Here is a 23,103-nt window from a genome sequence, read left to right on the forward strand (position 1 = left end):
GGATGAGCGATCACATCCGCTCCGGAGCGGTAACGCCAAGGATGCCAAGGCCGTTCGCGATGACCTGGCGGGTGGCCTGGCACAAAGCGAGGCGGGCGGCGTGCAGATCGTTGGGTACCTCGTCACCTTGCGGCAGCACCCGGCAGGAGTCGTAGAACCGGTGGTAGTCGCCGGCCAGATCCTCCAGGTAACGGGAGACGCGGTGCGGTTCACGAAGTGCCGCAGCGGTTTTCAGGACGCGGGGGAACTCGCCGAGGTTGCGGATCAGCGTGCCCTCCTTGTCGTGCGTCAGGAGGTCGAGGTGCTCGGTGCTGGGGCTCAAGCCGAGTTCGGCCGCGTTGCGGGCCAGCGCTGACAGCCGGGCGTGCGCGTATTGCACGTAATAAACCGGGTTTTCGTTGGAGGCCGAGGACCACAGCGCCAGATCGATGTCGATCGGGCTGTCGACCGAGGACCGGATCAACGAGTAGCGCGCGGCGTCGACGCCGATGGCCTCCACAAGGTCGTCGAGGGTGATGACGGTGCCTGCGCGTTTGCTCATCCGGACGGGTTGCCCGTCGCGAACGAGGTTGACCATCTGCCCGATGAGGACCTCGACCGTGGCGGGATCCTCACCGAGCGAGGCGGCGACCGCCTTGAGTCGGGCGATGTAGCCGTGGTGGTCAGCGCCGAGCATGTAGATGCACAGGTCGAATCCGCGCTGCCGCTTGTCGAGGTAGTAGGCGATGTCAGCGGCCACGTATGCCGGGTTGCCGTCGCTCTTGATAACGACGCGGTCCTTGTCGTCGCCAAAGTCGGTGGTGCGCAGCCAAACTGCGCCGTCCTTCTCATAGATGCTGCCGGCCTCGCGCAGCTTGGCGATGGCCTGCTCTACACGCCCGGACGTATGCATCGAGTCTTCGTGGGTGAAGATGTCGAAGTCGGTGCCGAAATCGTGCAGCGACTGCTTGATGTGGGTGAACATCAGGTCGACGCCGATGGCGCGGAAGGTCTCGCGCATCTCGGCGTCGGGCAGGCTCAGCGCGTCAGGGTCCTTGGCGAGCACCTGGGCGGCGATGTCTTTGATGTAGTCGCCCGCGTAACCGTCGTCGGGGGTGGGCTCCCCCTTGGCGGCGGCGATCAGCGAGTTGGTGAACCGGTCGATCTGGGCGCCGTGGTCGTTGAAGTAGTACTCGCGCACGACGTGCGCACCTTGGGTGGCGAGCAGGCGGCCGAGCGCGTCGCCGACCGCGGCCCAGCGGGTGCCGCCGATGTGAATGGGGCCGGTTGGGTTGGCGGAGACGAACTCGAGGTTGATGTTGTGGCCCGTGAACGCGTCGGAGTTGCCGTAGCCGGGGCCGGCCTCGATGACGTTGCCGACGATGACGTTCTGGGCGGATGCGTCCAGGCGGAGGTTGACGAAGCCGGGTCCGGCGACGTCGGCGGCGGCGATGCCGTCCTGCGCGGCGAGGGCGGCCGCGAGCCAGCCGGCCAGCTCACGAGGGTTGGCGCCGACCTTTTTGCCGAGCTGAAGGGCAATATTGGTGGCGTAGTCGCCGTGCTCGGGATTGCGCGGGCGCTCGACGGTGACCGTCGCCGGAAGTGCTGAGGTGTCGAGGCCATGCTCGGCCAGCACCGCGGCGGCGGTGGCCTTGAGCAGTTCGGCAAGGTCGGCGGGCGTCACGAGGGTCCATCCTATGGTCTGAGGTGGTCAGGCCCCGAATCCGTTTCCGGTCGCTCGGATGCGTTAGGCTGTCCCCTGCCCATCGGCGCAGTGACTTCTATATGCGCCCCCGTAGCTCAGGGGATAGAGCGTCTGCCTCCGGAGCAGAAGGCCGCAGGTTCGAATCCTGCCGGGGGCACTTACTTCGCCGCAGCTCACAGTGCCTTATTGGCCGTCACGGCACGACACGCGTACGTATCGCAGCAACGAATCGTCGGCCTGCTGAATGTAAGTCGTACTCGCGGCTCGCAATACCGCCGTTGTGCCGGGTTATTCGACGACGAAGACGGGAATCTGTCGCGAGGTCTTGGCCTGGTACTCGGCATACGGCGGGTAGGCAGCCACGGCCAGCTTCCACCAGTGTTCGCGCTCGGCGCCTTCGAGCTCGCGCGCGGTCCCGGAAGTGACCTTGTCGCCATCCTGCACGGTGACCGCGGGGTTGGCCCGCACGTTGAAATACCAACTCGGGTGCTTGGGATCGCCGCCCTTGGACGCCACCATCGCGTACTTACCGCCCTCTTCGACCCGCATGAGCGGTACATAGCGGGCCTTGCCGGACTGCGCGCCGATCGTCGTGAAGAGGACGACCGCGCGGTCCAAGATCTCGACGCCATCCGTCGTGCCTTGCGCCAAGATGCGCTCTGTCTGTTCGCGTACCCAGTCCGTCGGGCTCAGTTCCGGTTGCGTGCTCACAGAGCGGCGAACGCGGCGACAGCCCACGCTATTCCGCTGTCACGACAGCAATGCAGGCAGTGGCACGTGCATCAACCCGCACGCCGCGCGCAACAGTTCCGCTTCCGCTGCGGTCACGGTGCCATCGTCGAGCACCGACACCACCATCGCCTCGACCAGCGCCTGCTTGGCCTTCGGCTCCAATGCGTCCAGTGCGGGCCAGCCGCCGTCGAGTGTCTGCTGCCAGCTGAGTCGACGCGGACTGTCGGCCGTGGCCGTGGCCTTATCGCCGTAGAGGCGTCGCATCGCGCCGTGAAATGCTCGCTCTCCGGTGTCTTGGTCGCCGCCGCTCGCGACCGCAAGCGTCGCCAAGAGGGTCCTGACCACTGGGCGCACGTCATTCAGCGAGCCGTTGCCGACCTTGCTGCGACGCGAAGGGTCGGCCGTGTCCAGCAGGTAGTTCCAAACGAGGCGGGTGACGCAGTACTCGAACATGGTGACCGTGCCGTCGGCGACCGCGAGATCGTTCAACACCGCAACCAGCCGGTCGTGGTAGTCGCGGGGATGATCCGCCAACTGCGGCAGGGCCAAAGCGACGAACGGCAGGCGCAACTCGTGCGGCAGCTTCGCCATCCGGCCGGCAAGGACTGCCGCCTCCCGGGCCTGCGCGGGTCCCAGTCGCTGAGCGATCGACGTGAGCTGGCGAGCCTGCAGCGGTTCACCGGGCGGAGCAAGGAGCATGGCGATGACGGCCACGGGCGCCGTGGTCGGCTGGGTGGCGAGCTGTCGGACGTCGTCCGGCAGTCGCGCCTGAAGGGCGGCACCGTATTTCAAGTCGGCCGGGGTGAAAGTGCCTGCCCGGGCGACGACCTGCTCGGGGCTGAGGACGTGCCTGCCGGCTGCGGGATCAGGTGCCGGGGCCTGGGTCGGACGGCCCAATGCCGTTCCGGCGGGGGCGAATCCGGCGGCGAAGTCCTCAGCCAACCCGTCAGGCGGCTGCTGCGCATAACGCTGTTGCAGCTCGGTGATCTCGCCCGGGTCGAAGCTCGGGTTGAGCGCCTTTATCCGAGACGTCAGCGGCGGATGCGTCGCGAGCAGCGAGGCGAACGACTTTCGCACGCCCTCCCCGAACAGCATGTGGCTGACCTCGTTCGCACCGCGGGCGTCGCGCAGCCGCGAGCCGGTCGGGATGCCGCCGATCTTTTTCAGTGCGCCCTCGAGCCCGTCGGTCTGACGCGTGAACTGCACAGCGGACGCATCCGCGAGCCACTCGCGCTGTCGCGACACCGCCGCCTTGATCAGGTTCGCAAAGAACACGCCGATGAATCCCAGCACCATCATGGCGAACGCGACGATCACGATCGGTGCGGCGCCTTTACTGTCGCTTCCGCGGCCTCCGAACTGCAGGACCCGCAATCCGATCATGCCGATCAGCAAGATTCCGGACAGCAGCCCGATCAGGCGGATGTTCAGCCGCATGTCGCCGTTGAGGATGTGGCTGAACTCGTGCCCGATCACGCCCTGCAACTCGTCGCGGTTGAGTTGGGCCAGCGCTCCTGCGGTGACCGCGATGGCGGCGTCCGCCGGTGTGAACCCCGCCGCGAATGCGTTGATGCCGGTCTCGCGCGGCATGACGAACAATCGCGGCGCGGGAACGCCCGAGGCAATCGACATCTCCTCGACGATGTTGACGAACCTGCGCAGCTGGGGATCGGTGCTAGTGGGGTCGACGGGCACCGCTCCGACCGACGCGGCGACGGCCGCTCCCCCTTGACGCAGCGCGATCGTCTTGAAGAGCATGCCTCCGGCGATCACCAACAGCGTGACCACCGTGACGACGATGACCACGGCGACAATCGATGAGGCATCGGCATTCTCGTATCCCATCGCGAGCGCGGCGGCGGCGTCGACGCCTGCGACCAACGCCAACACAGCTGCGGCGAAGAGGAACACCAGCTTCAGCGTGGTGCCCTTGGCCGCCCGCTGGTGATCGAAGAAGTTCATGACCGCCGATCGGTCAGAACTGTACCTTCGGGGCGTCCCGCATCTCTGGGCGATCGGGCGGGATCTCCAAAAGCGCTGCGGGGGTGAAGTTGAACATGCCCGCATAGACGCTGCCCGGGAAGGTCTCCCGCTTGTTGTTGTAGTTCATCACCGAGTCGTTGTATGCCTGCCGAGCGAACGCGACCTTGTTCTCCGTGGAGGTCAGCTCCTCCGACAGCTGCATCATGGTCTGGCTGGCCTTCAAGTCGGGATACTGCTCGACGACCACGTTGAGTCTGCTCAGGGCGCCCTCCAGCGCCTGCTGCCCGGACGCCAACTGCTGCATCGCTGCCGGGTCGCCCGGATTGGCCTGCGCGGCCGCGAGGCCGTTCATTGCGGCGCCGCGTGCCGCCACCACAGCCTCCAGCGTCTGGCGCTCGTGTGCCATGTATCCCTTGGCGGTCTCGATCAGGTTGGGAATCAGGTCGAATCGCCGCCGCAACTGGACGTCGATCTGCGCGAAGGCGTTCTTGTATGCGTTGCGCGCGCGGACCAGACCGTTGTAACCGGCGATGACGAAAACGGCGAGCAGCAGCAGTATTACGACGACGACGATGATGCCGATGGTGAGCCCCACGAAACATACCTCCAGGTCAGGCCTGCAAAGTTGTGCGGTTTGCCGAAGCTTAGCTGCTCGCGGTACCCGCCGCGTCGATTCTCGTTGGCGCCGAACGTCGAGCCCGGATGTGCTGCGGTCACCCCTACAGCACGTTGTTGTTCGCAGCGGCCTCGATCGCGTTGTTTTCCGCAATCACCTGCTCGACCGTGGTGAGCGCCGGCTTCGGCGTCCAGTCCTGATGGAACAACCCCATCGACGCCTGAATCGGGTCACTCGACGGATAGTCGGCCAGCGTGTGGATGAACGCGGGACCGGCGAATTCGAGAGTGCGCCACGTCCGCAGGAAGTCACCGACGAACGCCGCCTGATTCGCTTCGGAAACCACCGACGACGGCTGACCATACTCCGTCGCCCAGATCTTCTTGTTCCCATCGCCATTGGCGACCATCACCGCATACAACTGCTCCGCCTGCGTGATCGGCACACCCGCATGGCCCTCCCCCGCCGAGAACGGAACCGAGTAAAAGTACGGGTGATACGAGATCGCATCGAAGTATCCGCCGGCGCCCGCCGCGTACATCTCCGACAAGTACGTCACCGGGTTGATCGTCGGACCGCCCGGCGTCTCAGCTGCCGAAGCGACCGACGCCGCAATCACCGTCGCATTCGGATCCGCGGCCTTGATCTTCGTGTACGCCACCTTCAGTAGTTCGGTGTACTGCTGCGCAGACGGAGTGGGAGCCCAGAAGATGTTGGCGTTGGGCTCATTCCAGATCTCGTAGTCAGCGACCTTGCCCTTGTACCGCGTCGCCACCGCAGTGACGAAGTCACCGAACGCGTTCAGGTCCGCCGGGTGTCCAGCCCACGTCGGCTGGTCGGGAACCGCCGCCCAGTCAGGTGTCGAGTTCAGCACGGCGAGCACCTTGATGCCTTTGGCGTTGGCGCTGTTGATCATTCGGTCCGTCGCGGCCCAGTCGAATGTATTGTCTGCGGGTTCGACTCCGGCCCAAGGCATCAGGATCCGGATCGTGTCGATGCCGGCATCCTTCAGCAGACCCATCGCCTTATCGGTGTCGGTCTGCGAGTAGAAGTACATCTGCTGGGCGGTGACGGCAATCTCCGTTGGCCGCTGGTCAATCGCGGACGCCGACGGCGGCGCGATGTTGACATTCACCGTCGTCGTGGTCGTTCCACCCCACGGATCGCTGATCTTGACGACGAAGCTGTCCGTGTCGACGCCCGGCGTCACCAGCGCCCGATATCTGGCGTCCACGTCGGGCGTGTAGGTGAACTGTCCGGTGGGCGTCACCTTCACCGTGCCGAAAGCCGGACCTGAACCGAGGCTGTACGACAGATTGTCGCCGTCTGGATCGGTGGCCGTCACCGTACCGGTGACCGTTCCGATCGCCGTCGACGTACCCGTGACTGTCCCATGGCCATTCGTCGGCGCCGTGTTGGTTGTCGGGTTCGGCGCGATGGAGACCTTGACCGATGTTGTTGTGGTGCCGCCGAATCCATCGCTGACGGTGACGGTGATGGTTTCCGACTTGGTGGTCGACGATGCCCCTGCCGCCGAGGCCGCCGTGCGGGCCGCGGCCGTCGGCGTATAGGTGAACGTGCCGTTGGGATTGATGACGATCGTTCCCTTGGTCGTCGCGCTTGCCTTGTACGACAGCGGATCACCGTTCGCGTCCGTCGCGCTGATGGCACCGGTGACGACGCCAGTGCGCGGGTTCGGGTTCGACACCGTCGACGTCGCCCCCGTGGGTTTGGCGTTGGCTGCGCCGATCCTGACGTTCACCGTCACCGGCACCACACCGCCGTGGCCGTCGTCCACTGTGACGACGAACGTGTCCTTCGTGGCGTCGTACGGTGCACCGGGTGCCGTCGCGGCAGCACGCGCCGCCGCCGTTGGCGTGTAGGTGAAGGAGCCGGTCGACGTGAGGGTGACCGTGCCCTTCGTCGGCGACCCGGTCACGGTGTATTTCCGGGTGTCGTAGTCACCGTCGGTGCCCTTGACACTGCCCGTGACGACTCCTGTCGAGCTGTTGGGAGTCCCGATGGTCGTCGTCACGACCGGCACTTTGTTCGCAGGCGGAATCGCGACGGTGATCGTCTCGGTCAACGAGCCGTTGCGACCGTCGGAGACCGTGATCGTGAACGAGTCCGTCTTCACCGAATCGGGCGCGGTCGGTACGGCCGCCGCGTGCCGGGCAGTGGAAGTCGGTGTGTACGTGTATGTTCCGTCGGCCTTGAGCACCAAGGTGCCCTTCGTCGGCTTGGTGTTCACCACATATGTCAGCGGATCACCGTCGTAGTCGACGACTCCCACCTTGCCGCTCAGCACGCCCGTCGACGGGTTGGACACGCTGTAGTACGGATCGCTGGAGAACGGCGACGTATTCGGCGGGACGAGCGAGACCACGTGGACACTGTCGGTGTCGTAATCGGTGACGAACATCAGCGTGCCGTCGGGGCTCAGTACGACGCCGGGTTGGACCGACATCGGCGTCGCGGTGTTCCGAATACTGATCGCTCCCAACGTCGAGCCGTCGGTGGAACTCAGTGCGGCGACGAGACCGGTGTTGCTCGTCACCATCACCGCGCTGCTGTCGTTGGTGACCGCGAGACCGGCAAGCGGAACACCGAGGTTTCTGGTGATCGCGGTGCCCGCCGCAGTGTCGATGACGGTGACCGCACCTGCGGTGTCGGCGACGAACAACCGAGGATAAGTCTGACTGATCGCGATACCCGTTGGCGCACCGCCGATGTCGGTGATCGACGTCGCCGTGGTCGCCGAGGACGCGAACACCGAGACGTTGCCCCCGCCGGTCGACTTCGTGCTCGCGACGTAGATCTTGGTGCCGTCGGGGCTCACCACGAGCTCCGTCGGCTTCAGACCCGTTGGGAGTTTGACCACGCTGCTGGAGATCGTGTTGTAGGCCGTACTGATCTTGCTGATCGTCCCAGCGCTGCCGCTGGCGACGTACACGGTGGTGCCTGCCGGATTGATCGCGATCGCAGTCGGATTGGCGATCGTCAGCGTCTTCTTCGTGGCGCCGGTCGCGGTATCGATCACGGTGACCGTGTTGTTGGTCGAACTCGACACGTACAGCCGCGTGCCATCCTTCTTGACCGCGATGCCGTCGGGCGATGCGCCTACTTGATACGTGCCGACGACGGTGTTCTTGACCGTGTCGTAGACGGTGACGGTGCCTGCGCTGCGATTGGTGATGTACGCGCGGTTGCTCGTGACCGCAACGGCGCTCGGGTCGCTGACGTTGGTGAAGTCGGTGCTCTTGTAGAACGGCGACGGGCTCACCGGGATGTTGATCGGCACGTCGACGGTGTTCGTCCCGTCGGACAGCGTGATCGTCATCGCGATCGTGTCATTGGGATTGGAAGTCGTCGCGGCGACGAAACGTTGTGCGCTCGTCGGGGTGTACGTGATGACCTTTGTCGTGGCGTCGTAGGCAAATGTGCCCGCGCTCGGACCGCTCTTCAGCCCGACCGTGACCGCCTGCCCTTCGGGATCACTGGTGCTCAGCTGCCCTAACACCTTGCCCGTCGTCGCATCGGGCCTGCCCCAGGCCACCGACGCGGTCGGCGGTTGGTTCGCGGCCGCCGCCGCAAGGGTTTGGCTGACCGCCATCTGCTGAGCGGACAGGTTGGTGACGTCCTCGGTCTGGCCCACTTGACGACGGGCCGCGGCAAGCAACACCCACGACAGCGGTGACTCCGTCGAACCGCCGGGAAGCATGCCGAGGAACGTCGACAACACGGGCCGCACGACGCCGTCGAGCAGGCTGCTCATCCATGTCTGAACCGGGTTCGGCACAGTCGGCTGCACCGCCGAGAGCGCAACGGGCACCTCGGCGACCGACCGCTGCGTCGCGGCGACCGAGACGGTGGCCTGCGCAGTCGGGCCCGAAACGTCCTCGGACGCCGTGGTACCGGTCGTCGTCTGGGCCTGCGCCTGCTGAGCGGGCTCGCTTGTCGCCGTTGCGGATTCGGAAACTCGGGCGTGAGGTTTGAAAGTCGACTTCTTCTTCGGCTTCGGCTTCGGCTTGGCTGTCTCGTCGGAATGCGCACCGCCGGAACTCGACACGGTGACCCCAGGTGCCACCTCTTCGGAACTCGAGGAGCCCGGTGTCGCGCCGGCGGGTTGGGTGGTTGTCGATTCGGCAGTCGGCGGCGTGACTGCGGCGCCGCCGGCGGTTTCGGTGCTCGCGCCGGGCTCCTGGGTAGTCCCGTCGGTCCCAGCAGTCGTGGTGGCAGTCGAATCCTCAGGAGCGGCCCACGCGATACCGGCCGGGGCCGCGACAGCGGATCCGATCCCAAGCGCAACGGCCAGGGCGCCGACGCGTCCGACATATCTGCCGTATCGCAATTGCATTGTTTCCCCTAATTGCCCAGTAAACGTAGGTTGCTGAGCATGGGCGGCGGCTTAGCTCGGCGAAACGTCATGAATCGCTGGCCAGTGTAGCGGCTTGCACATACCCGCCGGAATGGTCTTCAAGAATTTGCCGTAATCGGTAAGAGATGTACCTATTACCAGCTAGATCGCCATATTGGCTGAGTATCTGCGGTCGCTCAGGCGACAGTCTTGTGTTGGCGACCGGAAGTCCACTGAAAAATCGACGAAAAAGGTTTGGCATCGCCACGGTTAACCAGCCGGTTTGCTGATCGAATTCCGCTTGCGCGCGTGTCTCTGCAGTTCAGGGTCAGAGAAGCGGCCCGATACCAGTCTGACCCGCGTCTCCAATCCATATGATCTTGCGAATGGGCGTCGACGCGGCCGCCGTTACGAGTGAAGAGGCGGCGCACTACCGGGCTGCCGGTTGGTGGACCGACACCACGCTGTCCGACTGCGTCAGGCGCAATGCCAATCAGACACCGGACAAACCCGCCTACATCGACTTCTCACTCCACTCCCCCGAGACGGTGCTCACCTGGTCCGAGTTCGACCACGCCGCCACCAACCTCGCCAAGCGCCTGTTGACGTTCGGCGTCGCACCCGGTGACGGCGTTGCCGTTTGGCACAAGGACACATCGGCCGTCCACGTCCTGCTGGTCGCCATCGAACGCTGCGGCGCGACCGCGGTTGGCCTCGGCGCCCGATCCGGCGTCCGCGAAGCCACCGCGATTATGCGCACCGCTCAGCCGACTCTCGTCGTCACCGACCAAGAACGCCTCGCACCCGCGCAGCAGGCCGCCGCCGAGGCTGACGCGAGGCTGCGGGTCGCGGCCATCGCCCACGACCTCGACACCACACCCGAAGCCGACGGAACGAACGGCCTGACGCCCATCGGCCCCGACGACGTCTTCCTGATCAACTCGACGTCCGGCACTACAGGACTGCCGAAATGCGTTGTGCACACTCAGAATCGGTGGCATTACTTTCATCAGAAAGCGGTGGCCAACGGCGAACTCACTCCCGACGACGTCTTCCTCTCGGTCCTGCCCATGCCGTTCGGCTTCGGCATCTGGACCTCGCACACCACGCCGATCTACCTGGGCGCCACCGCGATCAGAATCGAGAAGTTCGACGCCGCGGCGGCATGTGCCGCGATCGCCAAGCACCAGGCAACCGTATTGTGCTGCGTCAGTACGCAATTGGCGATGATGCTGGCGAACCAAGCCTCGCGCGAGTACGACCTGACCAGCCTGCGCGTGGTGTTCACCGGCGGTGAGCCACTCCCCTACAGCCAGGCCGCCCGGTTCGAGGAGTTGACCGGCGCCACGATCCTGCAGTTCTACGGCTCCAACGAGACCGGGATCCTCAGCGCCACCACCGTCGCGGACCCACTCCACCGACGGTTGCGCACCGCAGGCCGGATAGTGCCCGAGATGCAAGTCCGCCTGTTCGACGGCGACCGCGACGTCACACAGTCGGGGCGCGGACAACCCGCGTGCCGCGGTCCGGCCCTGAGCCTGGGCTATCTCGGCGGCACCGATCACGACAAGTTGTTCACCAGGGACGGCTGGATGCGGATGGGCGACATCTGCGAACTCGACGCCGACGGCTATCTCACCCTGACCGGCCGAACCTCGGACTTCATCCTGCGGGGCGGCAAGAACATCAGCGCGGTGCAGGTCGAGGAGGCCGTCGCCACCCATCCCGCGGTCGCCGTGGCCGCGGCGGTCGCGATGCCCGACGCGGTCTTCGGCGAGCGTGTCTGCGTATTCGTCGAGCTCACGGACGCCGCCGCCCTGGATCTGCCCACCCTCGTCGAACACCTTCTGCAACAGGGCGTTTCCAAGGAGCTGCTGCCAGAACGCCTGGAAGTTCTCGACGAACTGCCGCGCTCGTCGGGCGGCAAGATCGCCAAAGGCCAACTTCGCGACAGGATCCGGTCAACACTCGAGGAGAGCCTCGAAATTCAGCAGGAGCAGGTGAAATGAGCAGCGAAGTGCGACAGGGCGGCCTCGAGGTCTGGGCGCCGGCCAAGACGCCGCCCATCGGGGTCGACCTGACCGACGAACAACAGATGGCGGTCGCGTTCCGCCATCTCGCCGAAATCGGCTTCGCCGAAAACATGGCCGGGCACATCACCTGGCAGCCCGACGGCCAGACCGACATGTACGTCAACCCGTGGGGGCTGTGGTGGCAAGAGCTGACCGCTTCGGACATCTGCGTCGTCGACGAAGACGCGCGGGTAGTCCGCGGCCGCTGGGACGTCACACCCGCCATCCACATCCACACCGAGCTCCACCGGCTCCGGCCCGACGCCCGCGTGGTCATCCACAACCATCCCTACTACGTCAGCCTGATCGCGGCCCTCGGCAGCCTTCCCGAACTGGTTCATCAGACCGGCGCGCTGTTCCTCGACGACATGTATCTGGTCGAGAAGTATGACGGCGAGATCGACGCCCCTTGGCGCGCAGCCGAACTCGCGCAACAGGTCGGTTCGGCCAACCTCATCATCCTGGCCAACCACGGTGTCATCGCCACTGGCCGCAACCTCGCTGAGGCCGTCTATCGCGCCGTGTCCATCGAACGGGTCTGTCATCTCGCGTACGACGTGATGGTGACCGGGCGGACCCCGACGAAGATGAGCCGCGGCGACATGGTCGGCATGCAGGCATCGCTCATCGAACGCGCCGCCGACGTGTATTGGGCGGGCGCGGCACGCATGACCATCAAGGCAGACCGCAGCGTTCTGACGTAGAGAGGATCAGCCATGGCCTCGATCGACGAGATGTCGGCGAATCTGAACTTCACCACCGCCAAGACCGGAGGCGACCGCAGCGTCACCTTCCTGGCCGAACCCGAGCGGGCCGACCGCCTCTACACCGTGATCTCCGTCGACGACCACATCGTCGAACCCCCCGACACCTTCGAGGGTCGGGTGCCGCAGAAGTTCGCCGACCGCGCCCCACGGGTCGTCGACACCGACGACGGCGGACAGACCTGGATGTACGACGGACAGTCGCTGCCGAACGTCGGCTTCAACGCGGTAGTGGGCCGCCCGGTCGAGGAATACGGGTTCGAACCGGCCCGCTTCGACGAAATGCGCCGCGGCGCTTGGGATATCCACGAACGCGTGAAGGACATGGACCTCAACGGCGTCTACGCGTCGCTGAACTTCCCGTCGTTCCTGCCCGGCTTCGCAGGGCAGCGACTGCAGCAGGTCACCAACGACCGTGACCTCGCGATGGCATGCGTGCGCGCCTGGAACGACTGGCACATCGAAGCGTGGGCAGGCTCCTATCCGGACCGGATCATCCCCTGCCAGCTCCCGTGGCTGCTCGACCCCGAGGTCAGCGCGAAGATGATCTACGAGAACGCCGAACGCGGCTACCACGCGGTCACATTCAGCGAGAACCCGGCGTTGCTCGGCCTGCCGACCATCCACTCCGGATACTGGGAGCCGATGCTGGCGGCATGCGCCGACACCGGGACAGTGGTGAACCTGCACATCGGTTCGTCAGGCACCTCGCCGTCGACGACCGACGACGCCCCACCCGACGTCGTCGGTGTGCTGTTCTTCGCCTACGCCATCTCGGCAGCCGTCGACTGGCTGTATTCGGGCGTCTGCACCCGGTATCCCGACCTCAAGATCTGCCTCTCCGAGGGTGGGATCGGTTGGGTGGCAGGACTTCTCGATCGACTCGACCACATGCTCAGCTACCACGAGATGTACGGCACGTGGCGGGCGCTCGGTGAAACGCTGACACCCGCTGAGGTGCTGAAGCGCAACTTCTGGTTCTGCGCGGTCGAGGATCAGTCATCGTTCATCCAGCACGACCGGATCGGTTCGGACAACATCCTGCTCGAGGCCGACTACCCGCATTGCGACTCCACCTGGCCGCACACCCAGCGCACGATCCACGAGCAGATCAACGGACTGCCCGCCGACATCATCCGAAAGGTCACCTGGGAGAACGCGTCTCGGCTCTACCAGCACCCGGTTCCGGCCGCGATCCAGGCAGACCCCAACGCGTTCTAGAGGTTGGTCGCGGACTGGGCTTCCTCCTCGGCGATGATGGCTTGGTTCTCCTCGATGATCTGCTCGATCACGGCCACCGCCAGCTTCGGAGTCCAATCCAGGTGGTACACACCGAGAGTCGACGAATTGTCGTCGGCGCTGCCGGTGTCTTTGATGGTGTCGATGAACGCGGGTCCGGCATACGACAAATTGCGCCATGTCCGCAGGAAGTCGGCGATGTAGTCGGCCTGGTTCTGCTCCGAGACGTAGTCGGAGGGCTGGCCGTACTCGGTGGCCCAGATCTGCTTGGCGCCGTCCCCGTACTCGACCATGATCGCGTGCATCGCTTCGACCTGATTGATCGGCGCACTCGCATAGGGGCTGGGCGTCGAGAACAGTTTGGAATACAGGTACGGGTGGTAGGCGACTGCGTCGAAATACCCTTGTGCCCCAGCGTCGTACATCTCCTGAAGGTAGGTGACCGGGTCGATGGTCAGGGTGCCGAAGGAGATCACCGAGCCGAGGCCGGCGGCGATGACGACCGCGTTCGGGTCCGCGGCCTTGATCACCGGATAGGCCGCCTTCAGCAGTGCCGTATACGCCGCGGCGTCGGGCGCAGGCGACCAGAACTGGTAACCGTTCGGCTCGTTCCAGATCTCGTAGGCACCGATCTTCCCCTTGTACCGCGTGGCGAGCGCTCCCATGAACGAGGCGAACTCGGCCGGATCGGCGGGCGCGGCGGACAACGGTGCTCCGCCGGAGACGCCGGCCCACGTCGGCGTCGAATCCACCACACCGAGGATCGTTATATCGTGTGCGACAGCGGAATTCACCATCCTGTCGATGGCCGTCCAGTTGTAGGTGTTGTTGGTCGCCTCGACGCCCGCCCACGGGATCAGCATGCGCACGCTGGTGACGCCGTCGGCCTTCAACAGGTCGAACGCCTTGTCGGTGTCGGCCTGCGAATAGAAGTACATCTCTTGGACGTTCATCGCGACGGTGGTGCCGCGCTGATCGATCGACGAAGCCGACGAATCCGGCGGTGCCACGGTCACGGTCACGGTCGTCTGGACGGTGTTGCCCGCGTTGTCGGTGATGTTCACCGTGAACGAATCGGTGTCCGCGCCTGTGGTCGCCGCCGCGAGATACCGGGCCGCAACGTCGGGGGTGTAACTGAACTTGCCTGTCGTCGCATTCAGGGCCACGCTGCCCAGATTCGGTCCAGTCTTGACGGTGTAGCTCAGGGCGCCGCCCTCGGGGTCGGTCGCAGACACGGTGCCGTCCACCTCACCGATTGCCACCGTCGGGTTGTTCACCGACGTCTGCACGTTGGTGGGCGCCTGGTTGACGGTGCTGTACGGAGTCACCGGCAGCGAGAACGCGACCGTCGTCGTGCCACCGTAGCCATCGGAGATGGTGAAGGTGACCGGATCGACCTTGGCCGAGTCCGGGGCGGTCGCGGCCGACGCGGCCAGGCGCGCCGCGGCCGTCGGCGTGTAGCTGAAGGTGCCGTCGGAGTTGATGGTCAGCGCTCCCTTGCCGGGCGCCGAGGAGGTGACGGTCAATGCGTCGCCGTCGGTGTCTACCGCGGTGACCTTTCCGGTGACCGTGCCCGTGGTGGTGTTGGTGCTGGTGACGGCGGCCGACCCGCTGGTGGGTGCGGCGTTGGCGCCGGGGATCGACACTGTGACCGTCACGGTCGCGGTGCCGCCGTGGCCGTCATCGGCGGTGATGGTGAACGTGTCGGTCTTGTCGGCCGCGGTCGCCCCGACCTTGGCCGCTGCGTGCCGCGCCGCGGCGGTGGGCGTATAGGTGTAGATGCTGCCCGAGAACGTCACGGTGCCCTTGGCAGGCGTGCTCGACGTGTACGTCAGCTTGTCCCCGTCGGCGTCGCTGCCGACCGCCTGGCCCTTCGACTGGCCGGTCGTGCTGCTCGCGATCGGGGTGGTGGACCGAACCGTCGGGACGGTGTTGGTCGGCGAGATGTTGATCGTCACGGTCGCGGTCGTCGTCCCTTGTCGGCCGTCGGACACGGTGACCGTGAAGGTGTCGGTGGTCAGCGACGTGGTCGCGCCGGTGGTGGCCGCGGCGTGGCGTGCCGTGGCGGTCGGCGTGTAGGTGAACGTGCCGTCGGCGTTGAGGACCAGCGAGCCCTTCGTGGGCGCACCTGCGACGGTGTAGGTCAGCGAGTCTCCGTTCGGGTCGCTGCCGTTGATCGCTCCCGACACCGCACCCGTCGTGGGATCTGCACTGCCAACCGTCGGCGCCGCCACCGGAGGTTGGTTGACGGTGCCGCCGCCCGCAACGGCGGTCAATGACACCACGCGGACTCGATTGAGGTCGTAATCGGTCAGGACGAATTTCGTCCCGTCCGGGCTCATCGCGAGGCCGGGCAGTTGCGACATTGTTGTTGTCACCGAGCGCGTCGACAGCGTGGAAAGCGTTGCGCCCGTTGCCGAATTGAGCGTGGTGATCTTGCCTTTGGTGTCTGCGACGATCAGTGTGCTGCCGTCGTTGCTGACGGTGACGCCCGAGAGCACACCGCTGACCGCGAAACTGCCGACTGTGGCCTTTGTCGTGGTGTTGACGACGGTAACCGTGCTGTTGGTTCCGTTGTTGGTGGTGATGTACAGCCGCGAGTTGTCCGGACTGACAACGGCACCCGTCGCCGTACCGCTCAGGTTTGTCCATGCCGTTGCCGACGAGGACGACAAGGCGAACGCGGACAGCCCGGTCGAACCGTCAGCCATGACGCTCAGCACATAGATCTTGGTCTTGTCGGGGCTGACCGTGATCTCGGTCGGATGCGAGCCCGAAGGCAACGTGACGGCCGCGCCGGACACCGCATTGGTGGTCGTGCTGATCTTGGTCACGGTACCGGCGTCGTAGTTGGCGACGTACAACACGCTGCCACTCGAATTGATCGCCATCGCAGTGGGTTTGGCCACGGCGATGGTGGTCACCACCGTGTTGGTCGTGGTATTCACCACGGTCACCGTGTTGCCGTCGGTGCTCGACACGTAGAGCCGAGTGCCGTCGGGTTTCACCACCAGGCCGTCCGGTGTCGCGCCGACGTTGATGGTGCCGACGACGGTGTTGGTCGTCGTGTCGATCACGGTCACGGTGCCGGTGCTCTTGTTGGTGACGTAGGCCCGGTTGTTGGTGGTGGCGACCGCGCCGCCACCGGTTACGGTCAGGTCGCCGGTCTTGGTGATGGCGGCTGCGCCGACCGGAATGTTGATCACGGAGGCCACGGCATTGGTCCCGTCGGACACCGTGACTGTCATCGCGATGGTGTCGTCGGCGGTGGTCAGTCCCGCGCTTATCCGCTGGGCCGTTGTCGGGGTGTACGTGAAATTCCCTGTCGCACTGTCTAATGACAGAGTGCCCGAACTCGGCGCACTGCTCACGGTGTACGACAGCGGCTGGCCCTCGGGATCGGTCGCTCCCAGCTGACCGGTGACCGTGCCCGTCGTGGGATCTGGCGTGCCGAACGTCGGTGACACCGTGGGCGGTTGATTCGTCGCAGCAGCCGCCACGACGGCGGACGTCGTCGTCGCGCTCAACGTCGTCGTGGTTGTCTCTTCGGTTTCGCCTATCTGTCGTCGCGCCGCGGCCAGGAACACCCATGCCAATGGTGACTCCGATACACCGCCGGACACTGCTCCGAGGAACGACGACACCAGATTGCGCACGACGGCGGCGACCGGGGACGCAACCGTCTTCTGCACGGACTCCTGGAGTGTGGTCGTCGTCGCCGGGGACGTCGTCGCGGCGGCGGTGGTGGCGACGGCCACCGAATCCTGTTGGACAGCAGCAGAAGTAGCGGTCGACGCTGGCGCCTTGGACTCCGCGTCCTTCGCGGGCTTCACCCTGCGGTTGTCGACGTGCGTGGTGGCGCCGCTGGTTTCACGAGTGGTCTTGCGTGCAGTCGGCGGCTTCTTCTTTTTCACGCTCTGTTCGGCGGTGTCGGACTTATGTGCTTCACCTTCACCGGTGCTCGACGCGGTGGTGGTCTTGGCGGTCGATGTGGATTCGGCTGTTTTCGAATCAGTTTCGGCGTTCGACGGTTGATCCGCGGTCGCCGCACTGGAATCCGACGTTGCGGTCGAGGTGTCGGACTCGGTCGGCGTTGCCCACGCCGATCCCGCAGGCGCCGCGATGGCGGTCCCGATGCCTAGCGCGACAGCCAACGCTCCGACGCGTCCGATGTATCTACTGTGCCCCGCCCTGCTGCAAGCCATGGCCACCGCCCCTTTTCGTCGCTAGTCGTCAGGACGCGAGTCCGCTACACGGCAAACTACTGTTTGCTGCGCAAGCTATTCGGTTCGGGCAAAGCTGTGCGTAACGGCTCGATAAATCCTGACAGTAATCTCTCAAAATTCAACGAAACCGTCAACACTCCAGCTCGAAGCTATGAAATTGCTGTGGGGCCCGTGCGCGAGCGAACGCGCCGTGGAATGCTGATTCCCGACGCCGCACGCATACTGAATTTGCTGTACCAACTAACGTACCGTGTTTGCTGGATTTGCTGAGCAACACGATTAGTCGAGTTGAGACGCAACGTAATCGATGGGCCCGCTGTCGCGGCGCCGTCTGTCAGCAAGCTCGGTGACGACGGCGTTGGCAGGGGATTCTCAACGACATCAGAGGTTCGCACAGCGTGGTCAGCCCGTCACAGCACTCCTCAAGCGCACATTGTTCGCGTTCCCAACCAATCGACTTAGCGTCGAGATGCATTGCACCACTGGGTAATGAAGGGAGTAGATCCGTGTTGAGAAGACCATCGCTACATGCGCTTGCGGTGGCGGCAGCAGGAGTGTCGATCGCAGCCACCCTGGTCGCACCTGGCGTCGCATCAGCGGCAGTTCCCGTTGCAGCAGCGGGCGGCTTCGCGACCGACTGGGGACCGTACGGGCCGGGTCGACCGCACCCGGGCGACTGGCATCACCCGGAATGGGGCCCGGGCTGGAACGACGGCTACCCGGCACCCGGTTGGGTGCCGCCGATCGGCTGGGCGCCACCTCCGGACTGGACCCCACCTGCAGGCTGGTATCCACCGCCAGGCTGGGCACCGCCGCCAAGCTGGGTCGGGCCTTGTGCCGGACCACTTTTCGACCTGTTGCACCCCCTGCGCTGTGCATAGCCTCCGCCCTGAGCCTGCCTCGTTGGGGGCAGGCTCAGGGGTGGACTGCAGAATTCCGATGATCGCGCAGCAGTTTGGAAGTTCGTCGCTAACGACTGCTTACTTTGCCACCGTGCACGGGCGGTGTGCCGACAGCAAGGTCTCTACCCGTTGGCTGCCCCCGAAGGACATTGCCCGCGTTGACTCCGGCGATAATTGACGCCGCCGCCCGAAGTCGAAATCGGCTTGGTCGCAGCGACATTCGGCATTTCTACGCCTATTGTGAGCGGGTCGACACCTAGGAGTGATCTTGAACTTGAGGCTCATCGTGGCTGGAGCAACTGTCGGAAGCGCGATGAGCTTGAGCGCACTGCTCCACGGCGCCGGTATCGCGGGCGCTGATCCGGCCGGTCCGGAACTAGCCACCGAACAGACCGCGGCGTCCGATCCCGCCAACCACGAAGGCGAGAGCCAGCGCGACGAACAACAGGCCGAACCCATCCACGACAACGGGCTGCCGTGGCCGCTGAACAACTTGGATCTGCCTCCGGCACCGTTCGACGTTCCGCCTCCGCCGCCGATCGACATTCCGTCGCCGGTGCAGGTGACGGTCCCGGTCGGGGTATCGCTCGGTCTGCCCGCGATCCCGCTGGGGCTCCCGCTGCCGCCTCCGCCGCAGCTGCCGCCCCCGCCCGAGGTGCCGCTGCCGCCCGCGCCGTCGATTCCGTTGCCGCCGCCGCCGTTCTGACGGTCAGTAGCGCATATCGCTTGCGAGGAGGGGCGGATACACGGTGGAAGGTTCACCGTCGACCGTTGTCCCCGCGAACTGCAGCATGGACCGGATCGTCCCGTTTACTTCTGCCGGATAGTTGAGCGTCGGCGCCGAGACGGCGTCGAGCGCACGAAGGTGCTCGGCAGTCAGTGTCACGTCGAGCGCGGCGAGATTGCTCTCAAGGTGGTGCAACCGGCGGGCTCCGACGATCGGCACCACGGTCTGCGACCGTGAAAGAAGCCACGCTAAAGCTACTGCGGCTGAAGGTGTTTCGAGGGCGTCGGCAATCGCGCTGACGGTGTCGATCACGTCGAACTCTTCGTCGGTTGGCCCACCGACGAAGGCGGCGCGCGCCGAGTCGACCACGTCGGCACCCCGCCGATACTTGCCCGACAGGAAGCCGTTTTTCAGCGGGCTCCACGGAACCAGCGCCATGCCTTGTTGTTGGGCCAGCGGCGCGATCTCACCCTCGACTGTGCGGGCCAGCAGCGAATATTCGACCTGCAGGGCGATGAGAGAAGTCCAACCCCGCAGCATCGCGGTGGTTTGCGCTTGCGCAGTCACCCATGCCGGCGTGTTGGAGAACCCGATGTAGCGGATCTTGCCTGCCCGCACCAAGTCGTCGAGAGTACGCATCGTCTCCTCGATCGGCGTGTGCCGGTCCCAGTTGTGCAACCAATACAGGTCCACGTAGTCGGTGTTGAGGCGGCGCAATGACTCATGCAACTGGGCGATGATCGAGCCGCGGCCCGCCCCGCCACCGTTCGGGTCGCCGGGAAACATGTTGCCGAAGAACTTCGATGCGACGACGACGTGCTCGCGCCGACCCGGATGCGCCGCGAACCAGTCGCCAAGGATCTTTTCCGAGTGGCCATTGGTATAGAAGTTCGCGGTGTCGATGAAGTTTCCGCCGCGATCGAGGTAGGTCTCCAGGATCTTCTCGGACTCCTCGACACTGGTGCCGGCGGCGCCAGGATCCTCGCCGAAGGTCATCGCGCCGAGTGCAAACGGGCTGACGCGCAACCCAGACCGGCCGAGGGTGACGTAGTGATCGAGTGGCATGATCGTGCTCCTGATTGTTGAAATGGACGCATCGATCACATCGCAGACCCCCAGCTTGACGGTAGGCCAATAGTTGCAAGGCCTTGCACAATCCTATTTGACTTGCCCGGATCGTGTTGCAAGCCGATTGGTCCGCATGATTGGGTGAGGTGTGTCCGACATGCGCCTGGTCGAGATCCGCGACCGCATCGCGGCCCATGCCCGGCCGGACATGACGACGCCAATCGACGGGCTGCTGCTGTCAAAGACGCGGATCACCGTTGCGGCACCGGAGTATTCGCTCACCGAGCCGCTGCTGGTCATCATGGCGCACGGCGGCAAGCAGCTGCTTCTCGGCGACCAAATGCACGAATACCGTGCAGGTGATTGCCTTGTCGTGACGGCGAACCTTCCGGTTACCGGCCACTGGATCGACACCGAGGACAGCGGCCACGCATTGGGAATGGCTCTGGTCCTGCGGCCGGCCGCCATCGCCGCGTTGCTGCTGCAAGCGGCGTCCAGCCGGTGGCCGCGCGGCGGCCCAACCGCGCCCGCGATCGCGACGGGCAAGGCGGACGCTGAACTGCTCGACGCCGCGGCGCGGATGCTGCGGTTGCTCGATCAACCCGCGGACGCGCCAGTGCTCGCGCCCCTGATAGCCCAGGAGATCCTCTGGCGGGTGCTCGGCGGGCCGCTGGGAGGCACCGTTCGCCAAATCGGCCTGGCCGACAGCGACCTGTCACATGTCAACCGCGCGATCGGCTGGATCCGCGACAACTACGCGGAGCCAATGCGAGTCGATAACCTCGCTCGCCTGTCCGGGATGAGCGTCTCGGCGTTTCATCGGCACTTTCGTGCGGTAACAGCCATGAGCCCCTTGCAATTTCAAAAACGCATCCGTCTGCAGCAAGCGCGTTCATTACTGCTCGCGCACCCAGGAGACATCGCAGGAGTCGGGCATCGCGTCGGCTACGACAGTCCCTCACAGTTCAATCGCGAGTATCGGCGCCTCTTCGGCGCACCGCCAGGGCAGGACGCAGATCGCTTACGGGTCGAGAGGCCGATGGCCGCATCCCTGTGAATGTGAAACCAGGCTCCCGCCTCCCCCGCGCGGGGCCCGGTCCCACAACAACCAGTTTGGCTAACAGCGGGCTCCAAGGAATCAGGTGTTTCCCTACTTCAACACGCAAAGGGCACTACAGGGGTTATCAAAGTGGCCCGGGCGGCGCAGTAGCGCGGCGTTATGTCACACCAGCCCCACAAACACCTTCAGTAAGAGTCGGCCAGCAGCATCCGTACGGCGGCCTCTGCGGCCGATCGTCCGGCGAGCTTGCCATGCGCGTGTGACACCGCTGATACCTTCGGCCCGTGCACGCCAAGTTCGAATTCGACTTCGTGACCACCGCGACCCCCGAACAGGTCATCGAACTGATGACCGACTTCTCGGCCCGCCGGATCGACCGCTGGCCTGCGTCGTCGGCGAAGGCGTTCGAGGTGTATCGCCTCGGTGAGACCGACGCCGATATCCGTGAGGGGCAGGACTTCCCGAAGGTGTGGGCGACATGGCACTACGACTGGTCGACTCCCGGATCGGTCACATTGACGATCATCGACAGCGACTCGCTCCAGCCGGGCGGATACATGAAGTTGGCCGCGACACCCCGAACCGGGGGCGGCAGCGCAGTGCACGGCGAGTGGGAGCAGACCTCGAAGAGCCTGACCTCCGCGATCGGGGTGACCATGATGCGGTTCGTCGGCCCACGGATCTTGTCGTCGTACTACAAGAAGGTCTACGACGGACTATCGAGTGCGTAGGGCGTCGACTACAGCGGCGACGGCCGGTGTCGGCCGGCTCGGCAGTCGCGCCACCAGCGTCCTCCGTCGCTCGGCCTGCGAGGCGTCTTCAACGTGAAGTATCCGGATCCCCTCAGGCAGCACCGCGGTCAGGTTCGGCGGCACCGTCGTCAGCCCGCAACCAGCGGCGACCAGCTGGAGTTTTGTCAGCCAATCCCTGGCGGTGTGCCTGATTCTCGGCCGTCCGGCCAGGCCCGGCCACACACCCAGTAGTGACTCGCCTCCAGTGGTCGGGCTTGCGATCCAGTCGACGCCTTCGAGTTCAGCCGTCGTAACCGTGGTGCGACCGGCGAACCGACCGGTCGCCGGTGCGGCAATGGCGAGTGTGGTCTCGTCGAGGACAACGGTCGCCAGTGCCGGCAGTTCATAGTCGGGAGGCCGATAGGGCGGGCGCGATGCCACGACGGCGAGATCGATGGTGCCTGCCCGCAGGGCACGCACGAGCGCGGGCGTCGTACCCTCGCGCGTGATCACCCGGATATCCGGCCGGGCGTCACGCAGGACGCGCAGAGTTCGCGGCAGCAGGACGGCGCCTGCGCTCACATAAGCGCCCAGCCGGACTTCCTGGACACTGGCATCCTCTCCTTCCAGTTCGCGCTTGGCCGTGGCGATTTCGTCGAGGATCACCCGAGCGTGCCGGAGGAGGACCAGGCCCTCAGCGGTAAGCCGCACACCGCCTGCCCGCTCGAAGAGCATTGCACCTACCTCACGTTCCAGGGTGGCGACCTGCCGCGAGACCGCCGACTGGGTGTATCCAAGCTCTCGCGCAGCAGCGGTGAAGCTGCCCCTGTCCGCGACCGCACGAAGAATGCGCAGACCTGTCAGTGAAGGCTCCATGACGTTTTGTCATAGCACGTATGACGATGTTTCGTTCGCCGCATGGCATGAATATTCGTAGCGTCG

General features: G+C 65.2%; 15 protein-coding genes and 1 tRNA gene. 8 read left to right on the plus strand and 8 right to left on the minus strand.

The window, feature by feature from the left end; translation table 11 throughout:
* Positions 1-10 precede the first annotated feature (10 nt).
* Positions 11-1,663: an arginine--tRNA ligase gene (locus tag J3E61_RS00120; RefSeq protein WP_210082166.1), complete on the minus strand. Its 1,653-nt coding sequence runs from the start codon at positions 1,661-1,663 to the stop codon at positions 11-13.
* 105 nt (positions 1,664-1,768) lie between these two features.
* Here J3E61_RS00120 and J3E61_RS00125 point away from each other — a divergent pair.
* Positions 1,769-1,841, plus strand: a tRNA-Arg gene (locus tag J3E61_RS00125).
* Between the two features lie 131 nt (positions 1,842-1,972).
* On the opposite strand, the gene J3E61_RS00130 is transcribed toward J3E61_RS00125, so the two are convergent.
* The 4 genes from J3E61_RS00130 to J3E61_RS00145 form a co-directional block, all read right to left on the minus strand.
* Positions 1,973-2,395, minus strand: a complete 423-nt coding sequence (locus J3E61_RS00130) for a nitroreductase family deazaflavin-dependent oxidoreductase (protein ID WP_192726530.1) — start codon at positions 2,393-2,395, stop codon at positions 1,973-1,975.
* Between the two features lie 39 nt (positions 2,396-2,434).
* Positions 2,435-4,378, minus strand: a complete 1,944-nt coding sequence (locus J3E61_RS00135; protein ID WP_210082167.1) for a M48 family metallopeptidase — start codon at positions 4,376-4,378, stop codon at positions 2,435-2,437.
* 13 nt (positions 4,379-4,391) lie between these two features.
* The gene (locus J3E61_RS00140; RefSeq protein ID WP_192726532.1) at positions 4,392-4,994 is read right to left on the minus strand and encodes a LemA family protein; all 603 of its coding nucleotides are present in this window, start codon (positions 4,992-4,994) and stop codon (positions 4,392-4,394) included.
* A 124-nt stretch (positions 4,995-5,118) separates the two neighbouring features.
* Positions 5,119-9,372, minus strand: a complete 4,254-nt coding sequence (locus tag J3E61_RS00145; protein ID WP_210082168.1) for a VCBS domain-containing protein — start codon at positions 9,370-9,372, stop codon at positions 5,119-5,121.
* 386 nt (positions 9,373-9,758) lie between these two features.
* On the opposite strand from J3E61_RS00145, the gene J3E61_RS00150 reads away from it, so the two are divergent.
* From J3E61_RS00150 to J3E61_RS00160, 3 genes are read left to right on the plus strand one after another with little or no spacing between them, the layout of a single operon-like run.
* Positions 9,759-11,381 carry an acyl--CoA ligase gene (locus J3E61_RS00150; RefSeq protein WP_210082169.1) on the plus strand — a complete coding sequence of 541 codons (1,623 nt, stop codon included), beginning with the start codon at positions 9,759-9,761 and terminating at the stop codon, positions 11,379-11,381.
* A complete protein-coding gene (locus J3E61_RS00155) occupies positions 11,378-12,148 on the plus strand; it encodes a class II aldolase/adducin family protein (RefSeq protein ID WP_210082170.1) in 771 nt (256 codons plus the stop codon). Before J3E61_RS00150 ends, J3E61_RS00155 begins: the two co-directional genes overlap by 4 nt.
* A gap of 12 nt (positions 12,149-12,160) precedes the next feature.
* Positions 12,161-13,429 (plus strand): amidohydrolase, encoded by a 1,269-nt coding sequence (locus J3E61_RS00160; RefSeq protein WP_210082171.1) that lies wholly within the window; start codon positions 12,161-12,163, stop codon positions 13,427-13,429.
* On the opposite strand, the gene J3E61_RS00165 is transcribed toward J3E61_RS00160, so the two are convergent.
* A complete protein-coding gene (locus J3E61_RS00165) occupies positions 13,426-17,652 on the minus strand; it encodes a VCBS domain-containing protein (protein WP_210082172.1) in 4,227 nt (1,408 codons plus the stop codon). The two genes, J3E61_RS00160 and J3E61_RS00165, sit on opposite strands and share 4 nt — an antisense overlap.
* Positions 17,653-18,179: 527 nt before the next feature.
* Here J3E61_RS00165 and J3E61_RS00170 point away from each other — a divergent pair.
* Both J3E61_RS00170 and J3E61_RS00175 read left to right on the plus strand, forming a co-directional pair.
* Positions 18,180-18,554 carry a hypothetical protein gene (locus J3E61_RS00170; protein ID WP_192726538.1) on the plus strand — a complete coding sequence of 125 codons (375 nt, stop codon included), beginning with the start codon at positions 18,180-18,182 and terminating at the stop codon, positions 18,552-18,554.
* 334 nt (positions 18,555-18,888) lie between these two features.
* Complete coding sequence (locus J3E61_RS00175) at positions 18,889-19,281, plus strand: hypothetical protein (RefSeq protein ID WP_192726539.1); 393 nt, start codon at positions 18,889-18,891, stop codon at positions 19,279-19,281.
* A gap of 3 nt (positions 19,282-19,284) precedes the next feature.
* On the opposite strand, the gene J3E61_RS00180 is transcribed toward J3E61_RS00175, so the two are convergent.
* Entirely contained in the window at positions 19,285-20,367 is a 1,083-nt protein-coding gene (locus tag J3E61_RS00180) for an aldo/keto reductase (RefSeq protein ID WP_210082173.1), read from the minus strand.
* Positions 20,368-20,527: 160 nt separating this feature from the next.
* Between J3E61_RS00180 and J3E61_RS00185 the strand changes: the two genes are divergently transcribed.
* Positions 20,528-21,427, plus strand: coding sequence for an AraC family transcriptional regulator (locus tag J3E61_RS00185; protein ID WP_210082174.1), 900 nt, complete (start codon positions 20,528-20,530; stop codon positions 21,425-21,427).
* Positions 21,428-21,714: 287 nt separating this feature from the next.
* A complete protein-coding gene (locus tag J3E61_RS00190) occupies positions 21,715-22,161 on the plus strand; it encodes a hypothetical protein (protein ID WP_192726542.1) in 447 nt (148 codons plus the stop codon).
* Here the strand turns inward: J3E61_RS00190 and J3E61_RS00195 are convergent.
* Positions 22,147-23,037, minus strand: coding sequence for a LysR family transcriptional regulator (locus J3E61_RS00195; RefSeq protein ID WP_210082175.1), 891 nt, complete (start codon positions 23,035-23,037; stop codon positions 22,147-22,149). The genes J3E61_RS00190 and J3E61_RS00195 overlap by 15 nt on opposite strands.
* Positions 23,038-23,103 lie beyond the last annotated feature (66 nt).

It is taken from the genome of Mycobacterium sp. OAE908, from assembly GCF_017872775.1.
Lineage (GTDB): Bacteria > Actinomycetota > Actinomycetes > Mycobacteriales > Mycobacteriaceae > Mycobacterium.

Excerpts from the sequence above, each read along its gene's own strand:
- J3E61_RS00135 (WP_210082167.1), bottom strand. The coding sequence starts at position 4,378 with ATGAACTTCTTCGATCACCAGCGGGCGGCCAAGGGCACCACGCTGAAG.
- J3E61_RS00155 (WP_210082170.1), top strand. The coding sequence starts at position 11,378 with ATGAGCAGCGAAGTGCGACAGGGCGGCCTCGAGGTCTGGGCGCCGGCC.
- J3E61_RS00165 (WP_210082172.1), bottom strand. The coding sequence starts at position 17,652 with ATGGCTTGCAGCAGGGCGGGGCACAGTAGATACATCGGACGCGTCGGA.
- J3E61_RS00180 (WP_210082173.1), bottom strand. The coding sequence starts at position 20,367 with ATGCCACTCGATCACTACGTCACCCTCGGCCGGTCTGGGTTGCGCGTC.
- J3E61_RS00145 (WP_210082168.1), bottom strand. The coding sequence starts at position 9,372 with ATGCAATTGCGATACGGCAGATATGTCGGACGCGTCGGCGCCCTGGCC.
- J3E61_RS00150 (WP_210082169.1), top strand. The coding sequence starts at position 9,759 with ATGGGCGTCGACGCGGCCGCCGTTACGAGTGAAGAGGCGGCGCACTAC.
- J3E61_RS00195 (WP_210082175.1), bottom strand. The coding sequence starts at position 23,037 with ATGGAGCCTTCACTGACAGGTCTGCGCATTCTTCGTGCGGTCGCGGAC.
- J3E61_RS00175 (WP_192726539.1), top strand. The coding sequence starts at position 18,889 with ATGAGCTTGAGCGCACTGCTCCACGGCGCCGGTATCGCGGGCGCTGAT.
- J3E61_RS00185 (WP_210082174.1), top strand. The coding sequence starts at position 20,528 with ATGCGCCTGGTCGAGATCCGCGACCGCATCGCGGCCCATGCCCGGCCG.
- J3E61_RS00160 (WP_210082171.1), top strand. The coding sequence starts at position 12,161 with ATGGCCTCGATCGACGAGATGTCGGCGAATCTGAACTTCACCACCGCC.